This window comes from Nonomuraea sp. NPDC003201 (assembly GCF_053590415.1).
In genome coordinates, this window is record NZ_JBSFTC010000231.1 from 1 (window position 1) to 19,344 (window position 19,344).

Genomic DNA, 19,344 nt, shown 5'->3' on the forward strand with positions numbered 1-19,344 from the left:
GGCCAAGGTCCACCCCCGGTTCGGCACGCCGGCCCGGCTCACGATCATCATCGGCGTGGTGACGATGGCGCTGGCCGGGTTCGTGTCGTTCGGCGCGCTGACCGGGGCCGGCGCCGTCAAGGGCGGCGTGGAGGAGGCCGGGCACGCCAGGCGCCTGGCCGAGGCCCGCGCCGGGGGAGTGGTCACCAGCGACGAGATCTACACGCACGCGCTGCTGCTGGCCACGGTGCCGGGAGACGTGCGCCGCTCGTTCACGGCGCGGCTGCTGTCGCCGCTGCTCGACTACGACCGGAGCCACCAGTCCGAGCTGGTGCGCACGCTCGGGATCTTCCTCGACTGCGCCGGCTCGTGGAACGCCTGCGCGGAGCGGCTCCACGTGCACGTGAACACGGTCCGTTACCGGATCCGCAGGATCGAGGAGCTGACCGGGAGGAATCTGGCGACGATGGCCGACCGGGTCGACTTCTTCCTGGCGCTCAGGGACACGGGCCCGCCTCGATAGCCCTCCGCGCCTCGTCCACGGCCGCCCGCTCCTCCCTCAGCCGCCGCTCCCAGCGGGCGTGGCCGAGCCCGCCACCGCCGGCCAGGGCCTCGTCGACGTAGGACAGGGCCCGGCCGGGATCCTTGAGCATCCGGTACGCCCGCGACAGCCCGATCAGGCAACGCACCTTCCCGATCCGGTAACCGCTCGCCTCGAAGAGCTCGCGCGTCCTGAGAAGGTGGGGCAGGGCCTGCTCCGGGTCGTCCAGGCCGAGGTAGGTCTCGCCGAGCGCGAGCCGGCTGTTCGCCTCGTGGGTGGCGTCGCCCGCCTCCTTGGACTCGGCCAGCGCCTGGTGCAGCGCCTCGCGCGCCATTTCCGGACGTCCCATGCCCAGGTGGGAGTGCCCGATCATCAGCAGCGCGTACCGGACCCCGACTCTCGCACCGATGCTCTTGGCCAGGGCGAGCTGGCGCTCCGCCCAGGGCAGCATCTCCTCGTAACGTTCGCCCGAGTTGTAGGCGTTGGCCACGTTGCCCAGCGCGCGCATCTCGCCGAAGGCGTCGCCGATCCGCCGGGCGAGCTCCAGCGAGGACAGCTGGTGGGCGACGGCCTCGTCCGTGTGTCCCGTCATGCGCAGGGCGTTGGCGATGTGGCCGTGCGCGACCAGGGCGCCGGCCTCGTCCCCGAGGCGCTCGCTCACCCGTAACGCCAGTGTGTTCAGCTCCTTCATCTCCGCCATGTGGTAGGCCCGCTCCTGGGGCCAGATGAGGCCGAACGTGAGGTTGACGCCGAGCCGGGCGATCGTGTCGTCGGGGGAGTTCATCGCCTGCACGGCCGCGGCCGACAGGACGGCCTCCTCCTCGCGCAGCCACGCCTTCGCCTCCTGCGCGGTGCGGACCTCGTGCGGGACCGCGTCGAGCGGGGCCGCCGGCTGCGTCCGGTGCGGGTCGCTGACGTGGCTGGCCAGGCGCGTGGAGGCGGCGTAGTACGACAGCGCGCGGATCAGCGGCCCGCGCCGGTCGGCGGGACGCAGCTCGCCGGCGAAGAGGCGGACGAGGTCGTGCAGCTGGTAGCGGCCGGGGGCGGCGCGATCGAGCAGGTGGGCGTCCACCAGCCGCTCCAGGGCCGCTTCCGCCTCGCCGGACGTGACGCCGGCCAGCGCCCCCGCGACCTCCGCGGTCATCTCGGGCACGTGCAGGAGCCCCAGCAGCGACAGCATGTGCGCGGCCAGCCGGTTCACGGGGCGCGAGCCGCGTTCGAGCGCGGTGTGGCTGGCGGCCAGGCTGGAGCGGACCGCCAGGTCGCCGGCCGCGAGCTCGTGCAGCCGGGTCCGCTCGTCGCTCAGCCGGGAGGCCAGCGCGGAGACGCTCCAGTCGGGGCGACCGGCCAGGCGCGCCCCGGCGATGCGCAAGGCCAGCGGGAGACCGTCGCACAGGCGGACGAGCCTGGCCGTCTCGCCCGCGTCGGCCGAGATCCGGCTCGCGCCGGCCAGGTTGGCCAGCATCGTGGCCGACTCCGCCGGCGACATCCTGGCGAGCTCCAGCTGGACGGCGTCCTCGCCCCAGCTCATGGTCTCCCGGCTGGTCACGAGCAGCGTGTTGCCGAGCGAGGCCGACAGCAGCGGCCGGATCTGCGCGAGGTCGGCGGCGTCGTCCAGCACGACCAGCACCCGCCGGTCGTGCAGGCGGCTGCGCCACGCGGCCGCCGCCTCGTCCAGGTCGGCGGGCACGAAGGTGGGCGGCACGCCGAGCGCGCGCAGGAACCGCCCGAGCAGGTCGAGCGGGGTGAGCGCGGGCAGCTCGGGCGTGGCCCCCCGGCAGTTGACGTAGAGCTGGCCATCGGGGAAGTGGTCCATGGCCAGGTGGGCGACGTGGGCGGCGAGCGCGGACTTGCCGACGCCCGGCGGCCCGGTGATGATCAGCAAGGGGCTCGGCGAGGTCGCGAGCCGCTCCTTCAGCCGCGCGATCTCCGCGGACCTGCCCACGAACTCCGCCAGCGGCCTGGGTAACTGGTGCGGCGTCTCGTGAGGTGCCGGCGCGCTCGGGTCGGGTGCCGCATCGGCCCGCAGCACCATCTCGTGGCACCGGCGCAATCCCTCGCCGGGCGACAGGCCGAGCTCCTCGGCGAGCAGGACCCTGCCTTCCTCATAGACCGTCAGGGCTTCAGCCGGGCTGCCCGAGCGGAACAGGGCCGTCATGAGCAGCTCGCGGACCCGCTCGCGCAGCGGGTTGCGGCGGGTGAGGTGGCGCAGCTCCTCGACGATGTCCCGGTGGCGGCCCAGGCGCAGCAGGCTCTCCGCGCGCAGCTCCAGGGCGGCGAGCCGGAGCTGCTCCAGGCGGTCGCGCTCCGTCTCCGCGAACGGGCCGGACAGCCCGCTCAGCGCGGTGCCGCGCCACATCGCCAGGGCCTCGTCGAGCAGGCGTACGGCCTGGGGATCGTCGCCGGCGCGCCGGACCCGCCTGGCCTCCTCGACCCTCTCGGCGAACAGCAGCGCGTCCACCTGGGCGGGCTCCACCCGTAAGACGTAGCCGGCCGGGGTCCCCGCCAGCACCCGCGACGGCTCGCGCCGCCCGCGACCGGGCTCGAAGGCGCGGCGCAGCCCGGCGATGTAGGTGTAGACGCTCTGCTCGGCATTGCGCGGGGCGTCCTCGCCCCAGATGCCGGCGATCATGTGGCTCATGGGAATGGGCCGGGCCACGGCGGCGGCCAGGATCGCGAGGGTGGTCTGCTGCCTGGCGGGCCCGAGATCGACATGCTCTGCGGCCGTTCCGCGGTGGAGCTCCGCGGTCACCGCCCCCAGCAGGCGAATGAAGATCCCCTCGCCCACACGACCTCCTTGACTCGCCCTCGAACCGCGTCAACAGGGCAGCGTAATCAAGATCGTCGTTCCGTGAAGGCTTGCGGGACCGCTGTAGATCGAATGTAGACGTGGCCGATACATTGCCTAACAATCCGTGCCCGCCGGACAGCAGGCCACATGACCTGACTGACCGGCGACTCAGGCAAGGTCGCCCGGACGGCAGATGGCGGGGCCAAGAGGCCCCTCACCGGCCGGGCCACGGTACGACAGGGCACGGAGTGCGGTTGCGTGCCCGGTATGCCGCCTTGCCTCGCCTGACGATTGCTGCTCAGCAGCAGTACACGTCCGATTGTCCAGAGGACAGGGAAGACGTTGCGGCACTTGTGGCCGTAGCATTACCTCCAACGGTTACCGCGGCAGTGATCACGGCAACCAGGACGGACAGGACAATGCGCATGCGCACGGGGGTTCTCCCTAGCCTATGTGAGTTGCTTGGACTTCATCTTCTCAGGGAGCGGCTGCTGTGACCACATCTGACCTAGTCGGTCTCCGTATCAAGACGGTTCGGCGGCAACGCGGCTTGTCACAGGCCCAGTTGGCGCACCCCGAACTGTCCGACAGCTACGTCTCGTTGATCGAGAGCGGAAAGCGTACCCCCACCCCCGCGGTCTTGGAGCTGCTGGCCCAGAAGCTGGACTGCTCGCTGTCCTATCTGATCAACGGCGTCACCGCCGAACAGATGGAGGACATCGAGCTCGCCCTCGGCTACGCGCGGCTGGCGCTCGAGAACGGCGAAGTCGCCGAGGCCCGCACGCGCTTCGAGGAACTGCTGGGCAACAGCAACCTGACAGGTCTTACCTCACTTCGTCAAGAAGCCGAATTCGGTCTGGCCCTCGCCACCGAGGCCGGGGGCGATCTCGACCGGGCGATCTCGATCATGCTCAAGCTCCGCGAGGAGGAGCTCCCCGCCGAGCAGAACATCGAGGTGGCCATCGCGCTGTGCCGCGCCTACCGGGAGCGCGAGCGGCTGAGCGAGGCCGTCGAGGTGGGCGAGCAGATCCTCAGCGGCAAGTCCCGGCAGGGCTGGACCGACCTGCTGGTCGAGCTGGGCGCCACGCTGCTGGCGGCCTATCTGGAGCGCGGCGACATGCTGCGCGCCAGGCAGTTCGCGGCCGAGCTGCTCAACGCGGCCGACGCGCTGGGCACGCCGCGCTCCATCGTCGCGGCCAACTGGAACGCCTCCATCGTCGCCCGCGCCACCGGGCACAACAGCGAGGCGGTGGCCTTCGCCGAGCGGGCCCTGGCCGTGCAGGTGGAGCACGGGCAGCCGCGCAACACCGCGAGGATGCGGCTGCAGTTCGCGCGGACGCGGCTCAGGACCGGCGCGCAGGACCCCGCGGTCGTCCGCGACGCGCTGCGCACGGTGGTCGCGGAGTTCGAGCAGACCTCGACCAGCACGATCGACCAGGCCATGCTCTACATGGAGCTGGCCAGCGCCGAATACATGACCGGAGACCTCGACCAGGCCGCCGAGCACGCCGTGATCAGCAGAAACCTGCTCCCCGAGTTCGGCCACGTGCTGGGCGCGGAGGCCAACCTGCTGCTCGGCCGGGTCTGCGGCGCGGTCGGCCGGGTCGAGGAGGGGCGCCGGCACGCCGCCGCCGTCAAGGGCTGGCTCACGCCGCTGCCCGACTCCCGCCGCTCGGCCCGCACCTGGTACGCCGCCGCCGAGACCATGGAGTTGCTCGGCGAGACGGACGAGGCGGTGGAGGCCTACCAGCGGGCGCTGGCCTGCGCGGGGCTATAGCGAGGTCCGGACCGGGCGGTGGCGTCGGTAGCCTTGGGGGTGCCATGAAGAGATCCCCGCTTGCGGCCCTCGCCGCGACTGCCGCCGCCCTGCTCGTGCTCGTGTTCGGCATGGCGGCTCCCGCGCTGGCGCACGACGCGCTCAAGAGCAGCTCCCCGGCCAAGGACGCCGAGGTCAAGAGCCTCGACGAGGTGCGGCTGGAGTTCACCGCGGGCGTGCGCCTGCCGTTCGTCATCGTACGCGGCCCCGGCGGCGCCGAGCTGCAGAGCGGCAAGCCCGAGGCCGACGGCAAGGTGGTGACCCAGGCGGTCAAGGAGCCGCTGCCCGACGGGAAGTACACGATCGCCTACCGGGTCGTGTCGTCCGACGGGCATCCGATCGAGGGCGAGATCCCGTTCAAGGTGAAGGGGGCGGAGACGCCGTCCCCCAGCGCCTCCAGCAGCGCGGCGCCCGCCACTTCGGCGCCGGCCACCTCGGCGCCGGCCACCCAGAACGAGGCGCCGCCCGCGCAGACCTCGCCCGCCACCGATCAGGCCTCGGCCAGCCAGCCGGTGGGCTTCCCCGTCTGGCTCGTCATCGTGATCGGCGCGCTCGTCGGCATCGGCATCGGTTTCCTGCTCAGCGCGCGGAAGAAGAAGCCATGAGCAAGGCTGCGCGGCTCGCGCTCGGCGGGGCGGCCGCCGCGGTCGTCGCCCTGGTCATCGGCATGATCGCCGGTGGCAGGGCGTTCCCCAGGATCATCCCGGGCCTGCCCGACTCCGGCGCGGTCGTCCGGTGGGGGCTGCCGCTGTCCAAGCTGCTCATGGACGTGGCCGGCGTGACCACCGTGGGCCTGCTGCTCATGGCCGCCGCGCTGCTGCCCAACGACAAGGGCGTGCTCGGCAGGACCGCCGGCCAATACGTCAAGGCCGGCTCGTGGGCGGCCCTCGCCTGGGCCGGCTCGGCCTTCGTGGCCATCGTGTTCAGCACCGCCGAGTCCATCGGCAGGACCGTTCCCCAGATCCTCGACCGCACCTTCCTCACCAGCTACGCCACCCAGACCACCCAGGGTGTGGCGCTCACGCTCGTGGTGCTGTTCGGAGTGGCGATCGCGCTGTTCTCCCGCGGCGCCATCACCGCGGGGGCCGCGGCGGGCCTGCTGGTCTTCGCGCTGGTGACGCTGCTGCCCGCGCCGCTCACCGGCCACACCTCCTCCTCGCCCAACCACGACCTCGCCACGTCGGCGGTCTCGCTCCACCTGCTCGCCCTCGCCCTGTGGGTGGGCGGGCTCGCCATGCTGGCCCTTCACGCGGTCCGCAAGCAGCCGCAGCTCGAGGTGGCCGCGCGCCGGTTCTCCGACATGGCCGTGTGGTGCTACGCCGGGGTGGGGCTGTCCGGCGTGTTCAGCCTGATCGCGCGGCTGGGCGCGGTGTCCGACCTGTGGACCACCCAGTACGGCCTGCTCGCCGTGGTCAAGATCGTGGCCTTCGTGCTGCTCGGCTACGTCGGCTACTGGCACCGCCAGCGCACGCTGGCCGACCTCGACAAGGGCAGGCCGCGCGCGTTCACCCGGCTGGCCGGCGGCGAGATGCTGCTCATGCTGGCCACCATCGGGGTGGCCGTGGCGCTGTCGCGCACGCCGCCGCCCGACTTCAGCGTCCCCGCCGACCGGGCCTTCGAGCTGCTCGGCTTCCCCCTTCCCGCCGAGATCACGCTCGGCAACGTGTTCACCATGTGGTGGTTCGACCTGTTCTTCGCCACGGTCGCCGCCGTGCTGGCCGGGCTCTACGGGTTCGGCGTGCGGCGGCTGCTCAAGCGCGGCGACAAGTGGCCGTGGGGGCGCACGGCCTCCTGGTACGTCGGGATCGCGCTGCTGGTGTTCGCCACGCAGAGCGGGCTGGCCCGCTACGCCAAGGTCATGTTCGACATCCACATGATCGAGCACATGACGCTCTCCATGGTCGTGCCGATCTTCCTCGTCATGGGCGGGCCCGTCACGCTGGCCCTGCGCGCGCTCAAGCCCGCCACCCGGCGGGGCGACAGGGGGCCGCGGGAGTGGATCACGACGATCCTGCACAGCCGGTTCACCAAGGTCGTCACGCATCCCGTCATCGCCACGGTCATCTTCATCGCCTCGACGTACGCGCTGTACTTCACGCCGCTCTTCGAGTCGGCCATGGAGGAGCATCTCGGGCACATCTGGATGACCCTCCACTTCCTGCTCAGCGGGTGCCTGTTCTTCTGGGTGATCGTCGGGGTCGACCCCGCGCCCAACCGGCTCCCGCACGTCGGGCGGCTGCTCATGCTCTTCGTCACTATGCCGTTCCACGCGTTCTTCGGGGTCGCGTTGATGATGACGGGCACGGTGATCGCCTCCGGCTGGTACGAGCAGCTGGGCCGCACCTGGGGCGCCACGCTGCTGCAGACGCAGCAGGACGGCGGGGCCATCGCCTGGGGTTTCGGCGAGATCCCGACGCTCATCGTGCTGCTGGCCATCGCCATCCAGTGGTATCAGGACGACGAACGGCAGGCGCGGCGCACCGACCGCAAGGCCGACCGCTCGGGCGGCTCAGGGGATTCGGAACTCGACTCCTACAACGCCTACCTCGCCCGTCTCAACCGCGCGGACAAAGGTGAGTGACAAGGTTTCCGGCGAGTAGCCGTTCGGCCATGGCCTTCTATCTTCCCACTACAAGTCTCTGTACCGCCAGGTAGCCTGTCTCCCAGGGGAGATGGGCATAACCCCATGACCAGCGTGCGTAGGCCTTGAGGGGGGACGCGCACCGCCAGGTGAGGGCGCCGGAGTGGGGACCGGCGTGAGCCCGGTGTGCCTAGGAAGGCGAGAGCCATTGTCGGAAGAGACACGGATGCGCGGGGGGCAGAGCTTGGCCGAAGCTCTTGAGAGCTGTCTGGCCGAATGGTCCGGGCGCACGGGGATCGCCGTCGAGACCTGGGCGCTGCCGGCCACCGACGTGTCTTCGCAGGTCTCCAGGGCCGTCATGGCCACGATCGACGAGGCCCTGTCCAACGTCGAGCTGCACAGCCGGGCCCGGACCGTGTCCATCGCCGTGACGGTCTCCAAGAGCGGGCTGCGCATGACGGTCAGCGACAACGGCCAGGGCTTTCACCCCGTGGGGGCGGGGAGCGGGATCGCCAGGATGCGGGCCGCCTTCACCGAGCTCGGCGGGAGCCTGTCGGTCAACAGCGTGCTCGGCGAGGGCACGACCGTGACCGGAGTGGTGCCCCGGCGCGGCTGACGGGGGTCAGGAGAGGGTGAGGATCTCGCTGCCCGTCTCGGTGACCACGATCGTGTGCTCGAACTGGGCCGTGCGCTTGTGGTCCTTGGTCACGGCCGTCCACTTGTCCGGCCAGATGTCGTACTCGATGGTGCCCAGCGTCAGCATGGGCTCGATCGTGAACGTCATCCCCGGCACCAGCTCCACCCGCAGCGACGGGTCGTCGTAGTGGGGCACCATGAGCCCGGAGTGGAAGCTCGTGCCGATCCCGTGGCCGGTGAAGTCGCGGACGACGCCGTAGCCGAAGCGCTTGGCGTACGCCTCGATGACCCGGCCCACCACGTTGAGCTGCCGCCCCGGCGCGACCGCCCTGATGGCGCGCATCATGGCCTCGCGCGTGCGCTCCACCAGCAGTCGCGACTCCTCGTCGACCTCGCCCACCAGATAGGTGGCGTCGGTGTCGCCGTGGACGCCGCCGATGTAGGCGGTGATGTCGACGTTGACGATGTCGCCGTCCTGGAGCACGGTGTCGTCGGGGATGCCGTGGCAGATGACCTCGTTGATCGACGTGCACAGCGACTTGGGGTAGCCCTTGTAGCCGAGCGTGCTCGGGTAGGCGCCGTGGTCGACGAGGAACTCGTGGCCGACCCGGTCGAGCTCGTCGGTCGTGACACCGGGCCGGATGTGCTTGGCGACCTCGTCGAGCGCCTGGGCCGCGATCCGGCCGGCCACCCGCATGCGCTCGATGATCTCGGGGCTCTTCACGTCGGATTCGCCGGTCTTGGGGCGCTTCTTGCCGACGTACTCCGGCCGCTCGATGTGGGCGGGGACCTTTCGTATGGGCGAAACTCGCCCGGGCTGGAGCAGTGTCGTCATGAAACATGAGTCTACGGGGCAGAATTGACCCCGTGAGCGAAGGCCAGTGGTGGTTCTGTCTCAAGCACATGCGGGTCGAGCCCGAGAAGGGCTGCCCCAACAAAGACCGGATGGGTCCCTACACCTCCGAGCAGGAGGCGGCCGGGGCGCTGCAGCGCGCCGCCGACCGCAACAAGGCCTGGGACGAGGCGGAGAATGACGACGACTAGGGCACGACCGCGTATGCCCTGACCGGGAAGGTTCCCATGCCCGCGACCATCGGGGGCGCGGCGTGGAAGCGGAAGCCGTTCTGGGGCAGCGCGTCCAGGCCCGTCAGGTGCTCCACCAGCGGGATGCCCGCCTTCAGCAGGATCGTGTGGGCGGGGCGCTCGCCCTGCGGCGGGGTGTCGTCGATGTTGAGCGAGTCGATGCCCACCAGCGCCGCCCCCTGGTCGGCCAGCCACTGCGCCGATTCGGGCGCGAGGTAGGGGTGGCCGTGCAGGTAGGCGTCGGTGCCGAAGTGGCGGTCCCAGCCGGTGTGGATCAGCACGGCCCGTCCCCGTACGTCCAGGTCCTCGGCGATCACCACCTCGCGGCCCGCGCCGGCCCGCACCACGAGGCCGGGCAGGTCGGCCAGCTTGCTCACCGGCACCTGTGACAGGTCGGGTCCGTCGGGATAGCGGTGGTACGGGGTGTCGAGGTAGGTGCCGGTGTTGGCGGCGAGCGCGATCGTGGCGATGTGGAACTCCGTGCCGGGCGCGTAGACCTTGCGCGAGTCCTCCCGGCTCAGGTGCACCCCCAGCGTCGGGCCGGGAATGCCGGGATAAGTGATCATTCCGTCAACGATGCGGTGGCTGAGTTCGACGATCATGCGGACGCTCCTACACGTGCGAGCTTGATCAGGGCGAGGACGCCGATGCCCGCCCAGATCAGGTTGAGGCCGGCCGACGGCCAGGCGGAGCTGTAGGCGCTGCTGGCCATGAGCCCGAGCGAGCCGACGAGGTTCATGAGCTGGTACGCCGTGCCGTCGCCCGGCAACCGGGATTGCGTGACCAGGACGTACCCGGCCAGCAGCAGCACCGCGCCGATCCAGCCGACGGCGGCGAAGAGGAGGTCCATGGCCGTCATTGTCTGGATTGATCGTCGTAAAGCGCAAATAAAGAATGCTAAAGGTGCGCGTAAGCTGACCTGCATGGACATCGATCCACGGCGGTTGCGGATCCTGCACGAGGTCGCCCGCCGCGGCGGCGTCATGCGGGCCGCCGAAGCGCTCTATCTGACCCCCTCGGCCGTCTCCCAGCAGCTCGCCCAGCTCGAACGCGAGGTCGGGCTGGCCCTCATCGACCGCTCCCAGCGCAGCGTCTCCCTCACCCCGGCCGGGCGCGTGCTCGCCGGTTACGCCGAGCGGGTGGAGGAGGAACTGCTGGAGGCCAGGCGCGAGCTCACCCGGTTCACCGAGCGCCTGGCCGGGCCGGTGCGCATCGCCGCCTTCCCCACGGTCATCACGCACGTGCTGGTGCCGGCCATGCGGGACCTGGCCGCACGCCACCCCAAGATCACCCCGGTCATCCACGAGGTCTTCGGCCCGCCCGCGCTGCAGGAGTTGCGCATGGGCGCGGTGGACGTGCTCATCACCGAGCAGGACATGGGCCTGCCCGGGCTGTCGCAGCCGTCGCTGAGCGCACGGCTGCTCTACGTGGACGAATACCGCATCGTGCTGCCGCCCGACCGGCCGGACCCGGGGTCGGTCGCCGAGCTGCTGCGGCTGCCCTGGGTGGCCAGCGAGCCGAACCAGGCGTGCGGGCAGGCGCTGGAGCGGCTGGCGGGGCTGCACGGGTTCGAGCCGCGCAAGGTGCACGTCATCACGGAGTTCGGGCCCACGCTGTCGCTGGTGGCGGCCGGGCACGGGGTGGCGATCGTGCCCGCGCTGGCGCTGCTGGACGTGCCGGAGGGCGAGGTGCGGGTGAGCGAGGTGCGTGATGTGGGCGCGCGCCGGCTGGACGCGGTCACGCGGGTGAGCCGTACCCGGTCGGGGGAGCCCGATCCCGTGCAGGCCGTGGTGATCGGCGCGATCGAGGAGGCCACGGCGGCGCTGGAGACGTCCCTGAGCGGCCGCCTGCACAGTGCCCCTAGTACCCCCGATGCCCCCAGTGCCGCCGAGCAGGGGCAGTCGCGGGGCTAGTCGGCCTGTTGGGGGCCGCTGACCTTGTCCAGCAGGCGGGCCAGGCGCTCGCGCAGGCCGGGGCGGCGTTCGGGCTCTCCGGCCGCCGTGCTCACCAGGTGCTGCGCCCCGTCGAAGGTCACCAGCCCGTCCCGCGGCACCTCGATGCAGTCGTGCGCCAGCCCGGCCAGCTCCCGGTCGCCGCCCTCGATGGCCAGGATGGTCGCTCCTGTACGCCGGGCGTCGTCCACGCGTTCGAGCAGCGGCACCGGCGCCTCCCGCTCGGCCAGCACGAACAGCGTCTCGCCCCGGGCCGCGCGCTCCAGGCGTTCGATGCCGACGCGCAGGTGGGCGGGCGCGTCGGCGGGCGGCGCCCAGCGCACCAGCGTGGGCGTGAGCTGCGCCAGTCCGGAGAACCTGGCCTCGTCGGCGAGGTGCGCGGTCAGGTGCCAGGGCTCCTCTTCGGGGGTGCCCACCAGCAGCAGGCCGCCGGGCGAGCGGGTGGCCCGCAGGGCGACGCCCAGCTCGCGGGCGCGTTCGAGCCACCCGGTCTCGGCCAGGAGCTCACGCAGCAGTGCCACCGATCCTGAGTCCATGTCCCCATGGTGCCTGACGCCGCACACGCGGGGTGGCTGATTCGGGAGTGATGTGTTGACACGAGGTGCGTTTCCCCGTCATTTCGGGCCTTGACAGGAGGTTACTCCCGGGTAACGATCGGCTCGCGGTGCCGCCGTCCCAAGTATGTGGTCCTCACGGAGAGGGGCGGTACATGTCCTTACGTGTCCGCGTCAGCATGTCCATGGTCCTGTTATTGATCATGTCTCTCGTCACGACCCCGGCCCGCGCGGCGACGCCGGGAGACGTGGTCTCCGCCCAGCCCACCACCGTCTACCTCCTGCCGGGCAAGCTCCTGGAGGTTCCGGTCAACGCTTGGCATCTCCTCTACAACTCCACGTCCGCCACCGGCTCGATCAACACCGTGTCGGGGACGCTGCTCGTGCCCAAGAGCGGCTACCCGCTCGGCGCGCGCCCCATCGTCGGGTACGCCGTCGGCACCCACGGGCTCGGCGACCAGTGCGCCCCCTCGCTCAGCATGAGCCAGGGCCGGGAGGCGGAGCTCGCACTGGTGAGCCTGTTCCTGCTCAAGGGGTACGCGGTGGCCATGACGGACTACGAGGGGCTCGGCACGCCCGGGCCGCACACGTACATGGCCGGGATCTCGCAGGGGCACGCCGTGCTCGACTCGATCAGGGCGGCCACCCGCGTGTCCGGGGCCGGGCTGTCGAACCGGGCGCCCGTCGCCGTCATGGGCTACTCCCAGGGCGGGGCGTCGGCCGGGTGGGCGGCGCAGCTGCAGCCCTCGTACGCGCCCGAGCTGCGGCTGAAGGGCGTCGCGGCCGGAGGCGTGCCCGCCGACCTGCACGCGGTCGCGGACCACCTGGACGGCGGGTCCGACTTCGGGCTGGCGGCGGCGGCCGGGGTCGGGCTGGACGCGGCCTACCCCGAGCTGAACCTTCAGGCGGACCTCAACGACCGCGGGCGCGCCCTGCTCGCCGACGCGGCCGACGACTGCGTGGGCGACCTCGGCAAGCTGTCCGGGCTGAGCTTCTCCGACCTGAGCCCGATCGACCTGCTCAACCAGCCGAAGTGGCTGGCCAGGCTCGGGGAGAACCGCCTGGGCGCCACGGCTCCGCGGGTGCCGATGTTCCTGTACCACGCGCGGGGGGACCAGATCATCCCGCTGTCCGTGGGCTCGACGCTGCGGTCCGAGTACTGCCGGGCCGGGGTGAACGTCCGGTGGACCGCGCTGCCCGCGCCGGACCACGTCACGGGAGCCGTCGAAGGAGGGCCGCTGGCCATCGAGTGGCTGGCCCTGCGGATCCTCGGGCTGCCCGCGATCGGCAACTGCTAGCCCGTACGCCGGCCGGGCCCGCACGACCGGGCCCGGCCCACCCGGTGGCGGGTACCGGGCGGCCGAGCTGGCATGATCGGGCGTATGACAGATGTGAGCGGGCTTTCCATCGGCATCCTCGGCGGCACCGGTGACCAGGGGAAAGGGCTGGCGCGAAGGTTCGCGCTGGCGGGGCACCGCGTGCTGATCGGCTCGCGTAGCGAGCAGCGCGCCCAGGACGCGGCCGGTGACATCGGTGCGGGTGCGAGCGGGGGCGCGAACGCCGCCGTCGCCGCCGAGGCCGACATCGTGATCGTGGCGGTGCCGTACGAGGGGCACAAGGCGCTGCTGGAGTCCCTGCGGGCCGAGCTGGCCGGGAAGATCGTCGTCGACTGCGTGAACCCGCTCGGGTTCGACAAGCAGGGCGCCTACGCGCTGCCGGTGGAGGAGGGCAGCGCGGCGCAGCAGGCGGCGGCGGTGCTGGCCGAGAGCCGGGTGGTGGCCGCCTTCCACCACGTGTCGGCGGTCCTGCTGATGGACCCGGCCGTGGAGAAGGTGGACCTCGACGTGCTGGTGCTCGGCGACGACCGCGAGGCCACCGACACGGTGCAGGCGCTGGCCGAGGTCATCCCGGGGGTGCGCGGCGTGTACGGGGGGCGGCTGCGCAACTCCCACCAGATCGAGGCGCTCACCGCCAACATCATCTCCGTCAACCGCCGCTACAAGGCCCACGCCGGGCTGCGCATCACCGACATCTGACCCGCCACCGCACCACCCATCGGCGGTGCCGGTGCCCCTTTCACGAAGGGACCTCGGCCCCGGTCGGCGGGATGGGGTGCGTCACAGCCAGCCCGCGTCCTCCGCGATGCGGATGGCGTCGATCTTGTTGCGGGCTCCCGTCTTCGTGATCGCCCCCGTCAGGTAGTTGCGCACGGTGCCGGGGGAGAGGTGGAGGCGGGAGGCGATCTCCTCGGCCGAGGCGCCCCGGGCGGCCTCCCTGAGGACGGTGGACTCGCGCGGCGTCAGCGGGCTCTCGCCGTACTGCATGGCCGAGGACACCAGCTCGGAGTCCAGCACGCGCAGCCCGGCGGCGGTACGCCTGATGGCGTCCGCCAGCCGGTCGCCCGGGGCGTCCTTGACCAGGAACGCCTCGATGCCCACGGCCAGAGCCCGGCGTACGTGGCCCGGCTGCCCCATGGCCGTGAGCACCAGGACGCGGCACGCCGGGAGGCGCTCCAGCAGCGTGGCGGCGGCGGTGATGCCGTCCACCACCGGCAGGTCGATGTCCACGACCGCGACGTCGGGCCGCACCCGCAGGGCCTCCGGCACGATCTCGTCGCCCCGGGTCACCTCCGCGACCACCTCGATGTCCCGCTCCAGGCGGAGGAGGGCGGTGAGCGCGGCGCGGATCATGTGCATGTCCTCGGCCAGCAGCACCTTGATCACGCCGCGACCTCCATCGCCAGGAGGAAGCCGCCGGCGCCGGTCCGGACCGCGGTGCACGAGCCGCCCGCCTGGGCCGCGCGTTCCGCCAGCCCCGTGAGACCCCCTCCGTCGGGGCCGGGCTCGGCGAGGACGCCGTCGTTGGCCACCTCCATCCGGACCGTGCCGCCGTTCAAGGACGTGGTGATCGTGCAGGTCGTGGCGCGGCTGTGGCGCAGGACGTTGGTGACGGCCTCGCGTACGGCCCAGGCCAGCGCCTCCTCCGAGCGGCCCGGCAGCGTCACGTCCGCCAGGTGCGCCTGCACGCCGACCCCTGACGACTCCAGCAGCGCCACCGCCCGGTTCACCTCGCCGGCCAGCGACAGGGCCCGGTAACCCCTGGCGACGTGGCGTACGTCCTGGGCCGCCTCCCTGGCCACCTGCACCAGCTCGCCCACCTCCGTCCGGGCGGCGGCCGGATCGCGCTCCATGAGCCGGGAGGCCAGGTCACCCTTGAGCGCGATCGCGGTCAGGCTGCGCCCGAGGCCGTCGTGCAGGTCGCGGGAGATGCGCAGGCGCTCCTTGAGCACGGCCGCGTCCGCCAGCTCGGCCCTGGCCTCCTCCAGGTCGGCCGCCACCCGCGTGAACCGCACCAGCGCGTACGTCATGGCGCCCGTCGTCGGCACGGTGACCACGTAGAAGAGGATGACGATGAACGGGACCCCGCCCCACCACAGCACGGTGCCCTCGTACAGCATCATCAGCACCACCAGCGCGCCGCCCCAGCCCAGCGGCAGGAACACCAGCAGCGTCCCGGCCAGCATCGGCGCCGTCACCCCCGACATGCCGCCGGGCAGCAGGTCGGGCAGGTACGTGACGACCGCCTGGAGCACGATCGTGAGGGGGTAGGCGGGCGGGCGCTCGCCGCGCAGGCCGGCCCGCATGTTCAGGTAGTGCGTGGAGATCACGGCGAGCGTGGCGACCGCGGCCGCGGCGCCGTAGCCGGGGCCGTACACGAAGTAGGTGAGCGCGAGCAGCGAGTAGGCGGCCGAGACGGCGGTGATGAGGCCGGTCGCGAGCCGTCTGGCCGAGGAGGAGACCACGGGGTGATTATCCTTACGATCGGCGCGGTTCCCAGCGGAACCACAGCCGGAGCGCGACGAGCCCGACGACCGTCCAGGCGGCCAGGACCAGGGCGGGCACGGCCAGGTCGCCGGTCTTGACGGCGTTCACGACGGCGCTGGTGGGCAGCAGGTCAAGGGCCGGTCGCAGCCACGAGGGCAGCGGGATCGGGCCCATCGCGCCCGCGGAGACGGCCGCCACCAGGAAGACGGGCATGGTGAACGCGGCGGCCAGCTCGGCGCGCGGGATGGCGGCCGTGTACGCGGCGCCGAGCAGCGACAGCACCGCCGACCCCGCCACCGTGATCGCGGCGAACCCCAGCGGGTCGTCCGGGAACGGCACGCCGGCCACCACCCGCACGGCCACCGTGCTCAGCGCGATCATGGCCACGGTCTGCGTGGCCGTGCTGGCGATCTGGCCGAGCAGGATCTGCCCGTCCGTCAGCCGGCTCGCCCGCAGGCGCTTGAGCACGAGCTGGTCGCGGCGGGTGGCCAGGGCGACGGCGACGTTCATGAACGCGGTGATCGCCAGCAGCACCGAGATCGTGCTCTGGAAGATCGCGGTGGCGGCCGAGGGGTCCAGCACGTTCTTCATGAGCAGCGGCATCCCCACGGCCAGCCCGACCGGGGTCACCACGGAGGCGAACAGCATGGACTTGTCCCGCCAGAACAGGCGCGTGCCGAGGCGGTAGGTGGCGGTCAGGCTCATCGGGCGCTCTCCAGGAAGAGGTCTTCGAGGGTGGCGGTGCGGACCTCCAGGCCCGGCAGGCGCAGGCCGCGCCCGGCCGCCCAGGTCAGCAGCGTCTGCGCGGCCAGGTCGGGGTCGTCGGCGCGGCAGACGGCCGTCTCACCCTCCATGGTGACCGGCAGCGGCAGATCGGCCGGGTCGATGTGCGCGGGCAGCTGGAACGCCACCCGCCCCGACCTGGCCGCCAGGGTCTCGGCCATGTCCCCGGACGCGACGATCTCGCCGGCGTCCAGGATGGCCATGGCCGTGGCCAGGCGCTGCGCCTCCTCCAGGTAGTGCGTGGTCAGCAGGATCGTGGTGCCCTGCCTGGCCAGGTCGCGGACGACGGTCCAGGTGTTCCTGCGGGCCTCGGGGTCCATGCCGGTGGTCGGCTCGTCGAGGAACAGCACGTCGGGGCGGCCCAGCAGGGCCAGCGCCAGGTCGAGCCGGCGCTTCTCGCCGCCGGACAGCTGGCGCACCTTGGTGCCCCGCCTGCCCGTCAGCCCGGCCAGCTCCAGCGCCTCGTCGCGGGGTCGGGGCGCGGCGGTGAAGTCGCGCCAGGTGTCGACGGTCTGGGCCACCGTCAGGTCAGGGAAGAAGCCGGCCTCCTGCAGCATGATCCCGGTGCGCTGCCTGACGGCCGCGCGGTCGGTGTACGGGTCGAGGCCGAGCACGCGTACGGTCCCGCCGTCGGCCCGCTGGAAGCCCGCCAGCACCTCGACCGTGGTGGTCTTGCCCGCGCCGTTCCGGCCGAGGAGCGCGAAGATCTGCCCCTGCGCCACCTCGAACGAGATGCCCTTCACCGCCTCGAACCCCTGGTGGCTCTTCCTGAGCCCGGTCACTTCGATCGTTGTCATGCGTACGAGTGTTTCCGGGGCGATCACGGGGTGACAGTGAAGAATTCACGACTTGCGCGAGAGCTTGAGCAGCGCGTCCGTGACCCCCTCGGGGTCGACGAGCTGGTGCAGGTGCTGGCCGGGCACGCGGACCACGGGCCAGCCCCGCCGCCCGGCCTCCTCGGCGACCTCCTCGTACGGCTGGCCGAACCACAGGCACGAGCACCTGACCTCGTCCCACCCGGCGGGCACGGGGATGGGCTGGGTGTAGTAGTCGAGCGGCAGCCGCGGCTGCTCCGCCGCCACCTTGATGCGCACGGCGGGGTCGGGCAGCATGGCCACCACGTCCTCCTCGTCCCACCAGTCGGTCCAGCGCGGCAGCACGCCGTCGGGCCCGGCCAGGTCGTGCAGGAACGGCAGGAAGCTCTCCTCCGCGACCTTGATCAGCCCTTCGCGCGGCGGGATGTGCGCGTCGGCGAAGACGCACGCCACCACCCGCTCGCCCAGCCCCTCCTTGATCAGCGGCAGGAAGAAGCCGGCGTTGCTGTGCGCGGCCAGCACGACGGGCGTGTCAGGGGTGACCGCGCGCACCGCCTCGACCACCCGTGGCCAGTACGGCGCGCCGCCCGTCGCCACGCCGGTCAGGTCGGGCACCACGGCCGCGTGTCCTCGGCGTTCCAGCGACTCGGCCACGGGAGCCCAGGTCGAGGGCCCGACGGAAGGGCTGTGCACGAGTACGAAGGTCGTCTGCATAGGCCCACCCTGTCAGACCACGAGGGTGTGCCGGGACACCGGGCGATCGGTGCCGTCGAAGAACGCCCAGGCCACGGCCAGGTTGTTCACCGCTCGCGAAAGCTCGTCCTCGGGGAACAGGAAGTGCAGGCGCATGCGGTCGGCGTGCCCGCCCAGCGGGTCGAACGATCTCCCTGGCGGCACCGCGACCCCGTGCCTGAGCGCCACCTGGGCGAAGGAGTCCACGTCGCCGTGCGGGATCCGCACCCAGATGGTCTGGCCGCCGAGCGCGGGCTCGAACTCCCACGACGGCAGGCGTTCGCGCAGCTCCGCGCACAGGTGGTCGTGGCGCCGGCGCAACGTGCGCACGCGCGCCGCCCGTACCTCCTCCAGGCGGCGCAGCAGCGCGACGGCGGCCAGCTGGCTGAAGACCTCGCCCCCGAGGTCGAGCACGGCCCGCAGCCTGGCCAGCCGCGACACCAGCGGCGCCGCCGCGCGGATCCACCCGACCCGCAGCCCGCCCCAGACGAGCTTGCTCAGCGAGCCGACGGTGATGAGATGCTCCCCCCGCTCGAACGACGCCAGCGGCGGCGGCGTCTCGCCCGTGAAGCAGAGCTCGGCGCACACCTCGTCGTCGATCAGCGGCACGTCGTGCTCGGCGGCCAGCGCGGCCAGCCGCCGGCGGGCCGGGGTGTCCATGACCGCGCCGTCCGGGTTGCGGCTGGTGGGGACGAAGTAGGCCAGCGCGGGGCGTTCGCGCAGGTCCTCCGCCGTCCCGGGGCGGACGACGGCGGCGGCGTGCCGGAACACCTCCAGCGCCCCCGGGTACGTCGGCGCCTCGGTCAGCACGGTGTCGCCGGGGGCCACCAGCAGCCCGGTGAGCAGGGTGAGCGCCTGCTGGGCGCCCGTCGTCACCATGATCTCCTCGGCCGTCGTCGGCACGCCGCGGCCGGTGTAGTAGGCGGCCAGCGCGGCACGCAGGGCCGGGTTGCCCGCGGGCTGGTAGCCCAGGTCGCGGGTGCCGGCCAGCCGCGCGCCCGCCTCCTCGTACGCCTCGAACATCGCCGCCGGCATGTCGTCCGGCGCGGCGCACGTCAGGAGCTGGACGCCGTCCGGCGGGTGCAGGATGTGGAGCAGGAGCGGATTGGCCGGCACGCCGTCGGCGGCGCGCGTCGCGGGCAGTTCGAGCGCGGCCACGCGGGTGCCGCTGCCCTGCCGGCGCACCACGCGGCCCTCCTGCTGCAGCAGGTCGTACGCGGCGACCACGGTGCCCCGGCCCACCGCGAGCCGCTTGGC

The 19,344-nt window shown here is 72.2% G+C and carries 20 protein-coding genes; 9 read left to right on the forward strand and 11 right to left on the reverse strand.

The features are described 5' to 3' along the window. A partial coding sequence (locus ACWDX9_RS45525; RefSeq protein WP_449966347.1) for a helix-turn-helix domain-containing protein occupies nucleotides 1-502 on the forward strand: 502 nt, incomplete at its 5' end. On the opposite strand, the gene ACWDX9_RS45530 is transcribed toward ACWDX9_RS45525, so the two are convergent. Next, on the reverse strand, nucleotides 477-3,308 hold the full coding sequence (locus tag ACWDX9_RS45530) for a BTAD domain-containing putative transcriptional regulator (RefSeq protein WP_449966349.1): 2,832 nt from the start codon (nucleotides 3,306-3,308) through the stop codon (nucleotides 477-479). The genes ACWDX9_RS45525 and ACWDX9_RS45530 overlap by 26 nt on opposite strands. Nucleotides 3,309-3,804: 496 nt before the next feature. Here ACWDX9_RS45530 and ACWDX9_RS45535 point away from each other — a divergent pair, with 496 nt between their 5' ends. The 4 genes from ACWDX9_RS45535 (at nucleotide 3,805) to ACWDX9_RS45550 (ending at nucleotide 8,324) form a co-directional block, all read left to right on the forward strand. Beyond that, nucleotides 3,805-5,088, forward strand: a complete 1,284-nt coding sequence (locus tag ACWDX9_RS45535; protein WP_449966352.1) for a helix-turn-helix domain-containing protein — start codon at nucleotides 3,805-3,807, stop codon at nucleotides 5,086-5,088. Nucleotides 5,089-5,132: 44 nt separating this feature from the next. Continuing rightward, complete coding sequence (locus ACWDX9_RS45540) at nucleotides 5,133-5,732, forward strand: copper resistance CopC family protein (protein WP_449966355.1); 600 nt, start codon at nucleotides 5,133-5,135, stop codon at nucleotides 5,730-5,732. Next, nucleotides 5,729-7,708 carry a cytochrome c oxidase assembly protein gene (locus ACWDX9_RS45545; protein ID WP_449966357.1) on the forward strand — a complete coding sequence of 660 codons (1,980 nt, stop codon included), beginning with the start codon at nucleotides 5,729-5,731 and terminating at the stop codon, nucleotides 7,706-7,708. Before ACWDX9_RS45540 ends, ACWDX9_RS45545 begins: the two co-directional genes overlap by 4 nt. A 244-nt stretch (nucleotides 7,709-7,952) precedes the next feature. Further along, complete coding sequence (locus ACWDX9_RS45550; RefSeq protein ID WP_449966359.1) at nucleotides 7,953-8,324, forward strand: sensor histidine kinase; 372 nt, start codon at nucleotides 7,953-7,955, stop codon at nucleotides 8,322-8,324. Between the two features lie 6 nt (nucleotides 8,325-8,330). On the opposite strand, the gene map is transcribed toward ACWDX9_RS45550, so the two are convergent. Further along, the gene (gene map / locus ACWDX9_RS45555; RefSeq protein ID WP_449966362.1) at nucleotides 8,331-9,179 is read right to left on the reverse strand and encodes a type I methionyl aminopeptidase; all 849 of its coding nucleotides are present in this window, start codon (nucleotides 9,177-9,179) and stop codon (nucleotides 8,331-8,333) included. Between the two features lie 5 nt (nucleotides 9,180-9,184). Here map and ACWDX9_RS45560 point away from each other — a divergent pair, with 5 nt between their 5' ends. Further along, on the forward strand, nucleotides 9,185-9,388 hold the full coding sequence (locus ACWDX9_RS45560) for a hypothetical protein (protein ID WP_350728709.1): 204 nt from the start codon (nucleotides 9,185-9,187) through the stop codon (nucleotides 9,386-9,388). On the opposite strand, the gene ACWDX9_RS45565 is transcribed toward ACWDX9_RS45560, so the two are convergent. Together ACWDX9_RS45565 and ACWDX9_RS45570 are read right to left on the reverse strand one after the other, a co-directional pair. After that, a complete protein-coding gene (locus ACWDX9_RS45565; protein ID WP_449966364.1) occupies nucleotides 9,385-10,029 on the reverse strand; it encodes a cyclase family protein in 645 nt (214 codons plus the stop codon). The two genes, ACWDX9_RS45560 and ACWDX9_RS45565, sit on opposite strands and share 4 nt — an antisense overlap. Continuing rightward, on the reverse strand, nucleotides 10,026-10,277 hold the full coding sequence (locus ACWDX9_RS45570; RefSeq protein WP_449966366.1) for a CBU_0592 family membrane protein: 252 nt from the start codon (nucleotides 10,275-10,277) through the stop codon (nucleotides 10,026-10,028). The genes ACWDX9_RS45565 and ACWDX9_RS45570 overlap by 4 nt, the downstream gene beginning before the upstream one ends. A gap of 73 nt (nucleotides 10,278-10,350) precedes the next feature. Here ACWDX9_RS45570 and ACWDX9_RS45575 point away from each other — a divergent pair, with 73 nt between their 5' ends. Further along, nucleotides 10,351-11,340, forward strand: coding sequence for a LysR family transcriptional regulator (locus ACWDX9_RS45575; RefSeq protein ID WP_449966369.1), 990 nt, complete (start codon nucleotides 10,351-10,353; stop codon nucleotides 11,338-11,340). Here the strand turns inward: ACWDX9_RS45575 and ACWDX9_RS45580 are convergent. Beyond that, nucleotides 11,337-11,915 carry a hypothetical protein gene (locus tag ACWDX9_RS45580; protein WP_449966372.1) on the reverse strand — a complete coding sequence of 193 codons (579 nt, stop codon included), beginning with the start codon at nucleotides 11,913-11,915 and terminating at the stop codon, nucleotides 11,337-11,339. The genes ACWDX9_RS45575 and ACWDX9_RS45580 overlap by 4 nt on opposite strands. 173 nt (nucleotides 11,916-12,088) lie before the next feature. Between ACWDX9_RS45580 and ACWDX9_RS45585 the strand changes: the two genes are divergently transcribed. Continuing rightward, complete coding sequence (locus ACWDX9_RS45585; RefSeq protein WP_449966375.1) at nucleotides 12,089-13,231, forward strand: lipase family protein; 1,143 nt, start codon at nucleotides 12,089-12,091, stop codon at nucleotides 13,229-13,231. Nucleotides 13,232-13,315: 84 nt separating this feature from the next. Further along, nucleotides 13,316-13,969 carry an NADPH-dependent F420 reductase gene (gene npdG, locus ACWDX9_RS45590; RefSeq protein ID WP_449966378.1) on the forward strand — a complete coding sequence of 218 codons (654 nt, stop codon included), beginning with the start codon at nucleotides 13,316-13,318 and terminating at the stop codon, nucleotides 13,967-13,969. Between the two features lie 81 nt (nucleotides 13,970-14,050). Here npdG and ACWDX9_RS45595 read toward each other — a convergent pair whose 3' ends face one another. The 6 genes from ACWDX9_RS45595 to ACWDX9_RS45620 form a co-directional block, all read right to left on the reverse strand. Continuing rightward, entirely contained in the window at nucleotides 14,051-14,656 is a 606-nt protein-coding gene (locus ACWDX9_RS45595; RefSeq protein WP_449966381.1) for a response regulator transcription factor, read from the reverse strand. Next, the gene (locus ACWDX9_RS45600; protein WP_449966383.1) at nucleotides 14,653-15,735 is read right to left on the reverse strand and encodes a sensor histidine kinase; all 1,083 of its coding nucleotides are present in this window, start codon (nucleotides 15,733-15,735) and stop codon (nucleotides 14,653-14,655) included. Before ACWDX9_RS45600 ends, ACWDX9_RS45595 begins: the two co-directional genes overlap by 4 nt. A 13-nt stretch (nucleotides 15,736-15,748) precedes the next feature. After that, nucleotides 15,749-16,462 carry an ABC transporter permease gene (locus ACWDX9_RS45605; RefSeq protein WP_449966385.1) on the reverse strand — a complete coding sequence of 238 codons (714 nt, stop codon included), beginning with the start codon at nucleotides 16,460-16,462 and terminating at the stop codon, nucleotides 15,749-15,751. Further along, the gene (locus tag ACWDX9_RS45610; RefSeq protein WP_449966387.1) at nucleotides 16,459-17,337 is read right to left on the reverse strand and encodes an ABC transporter ATP-binding protein; all 879 of its coding nucleotides are present in this window, start codon (nucleotides 17,335-17,337) and stop codon (nucleotides 16,459-16,461) included. The genes ACWDX9_RS45605 and ACWDX9_RS45610 overlap by 4 nt, the downstream gene beginning before the upstream one ends. 45 nt (nucleotides 17,338-17,382) lie before the next feature. After that, on the reverse strand, nucleotides 17,383-18,069 hold the full coding sequence (locus ACWDX9_RS45615) for an alpha/beta hydrolase (RefSeq protein WP_449966390.1): 687 nt from the start codon (nucleotides 18,067-18,069) through the stop codon (nucleotides 17,383-17,385). A gap of 12 nt (nucleotides 18,070-18,081) precedes the next feature. Beyond that, nucleotides 18,082-19,344: aminotransferase-like domain-containing protein (locus tag ACWDX9_RS45620; RefSeq protein WP_449966393.1), on the reverse strand; the 1,263-nt coding region annotated here is incomplete at its 5' end.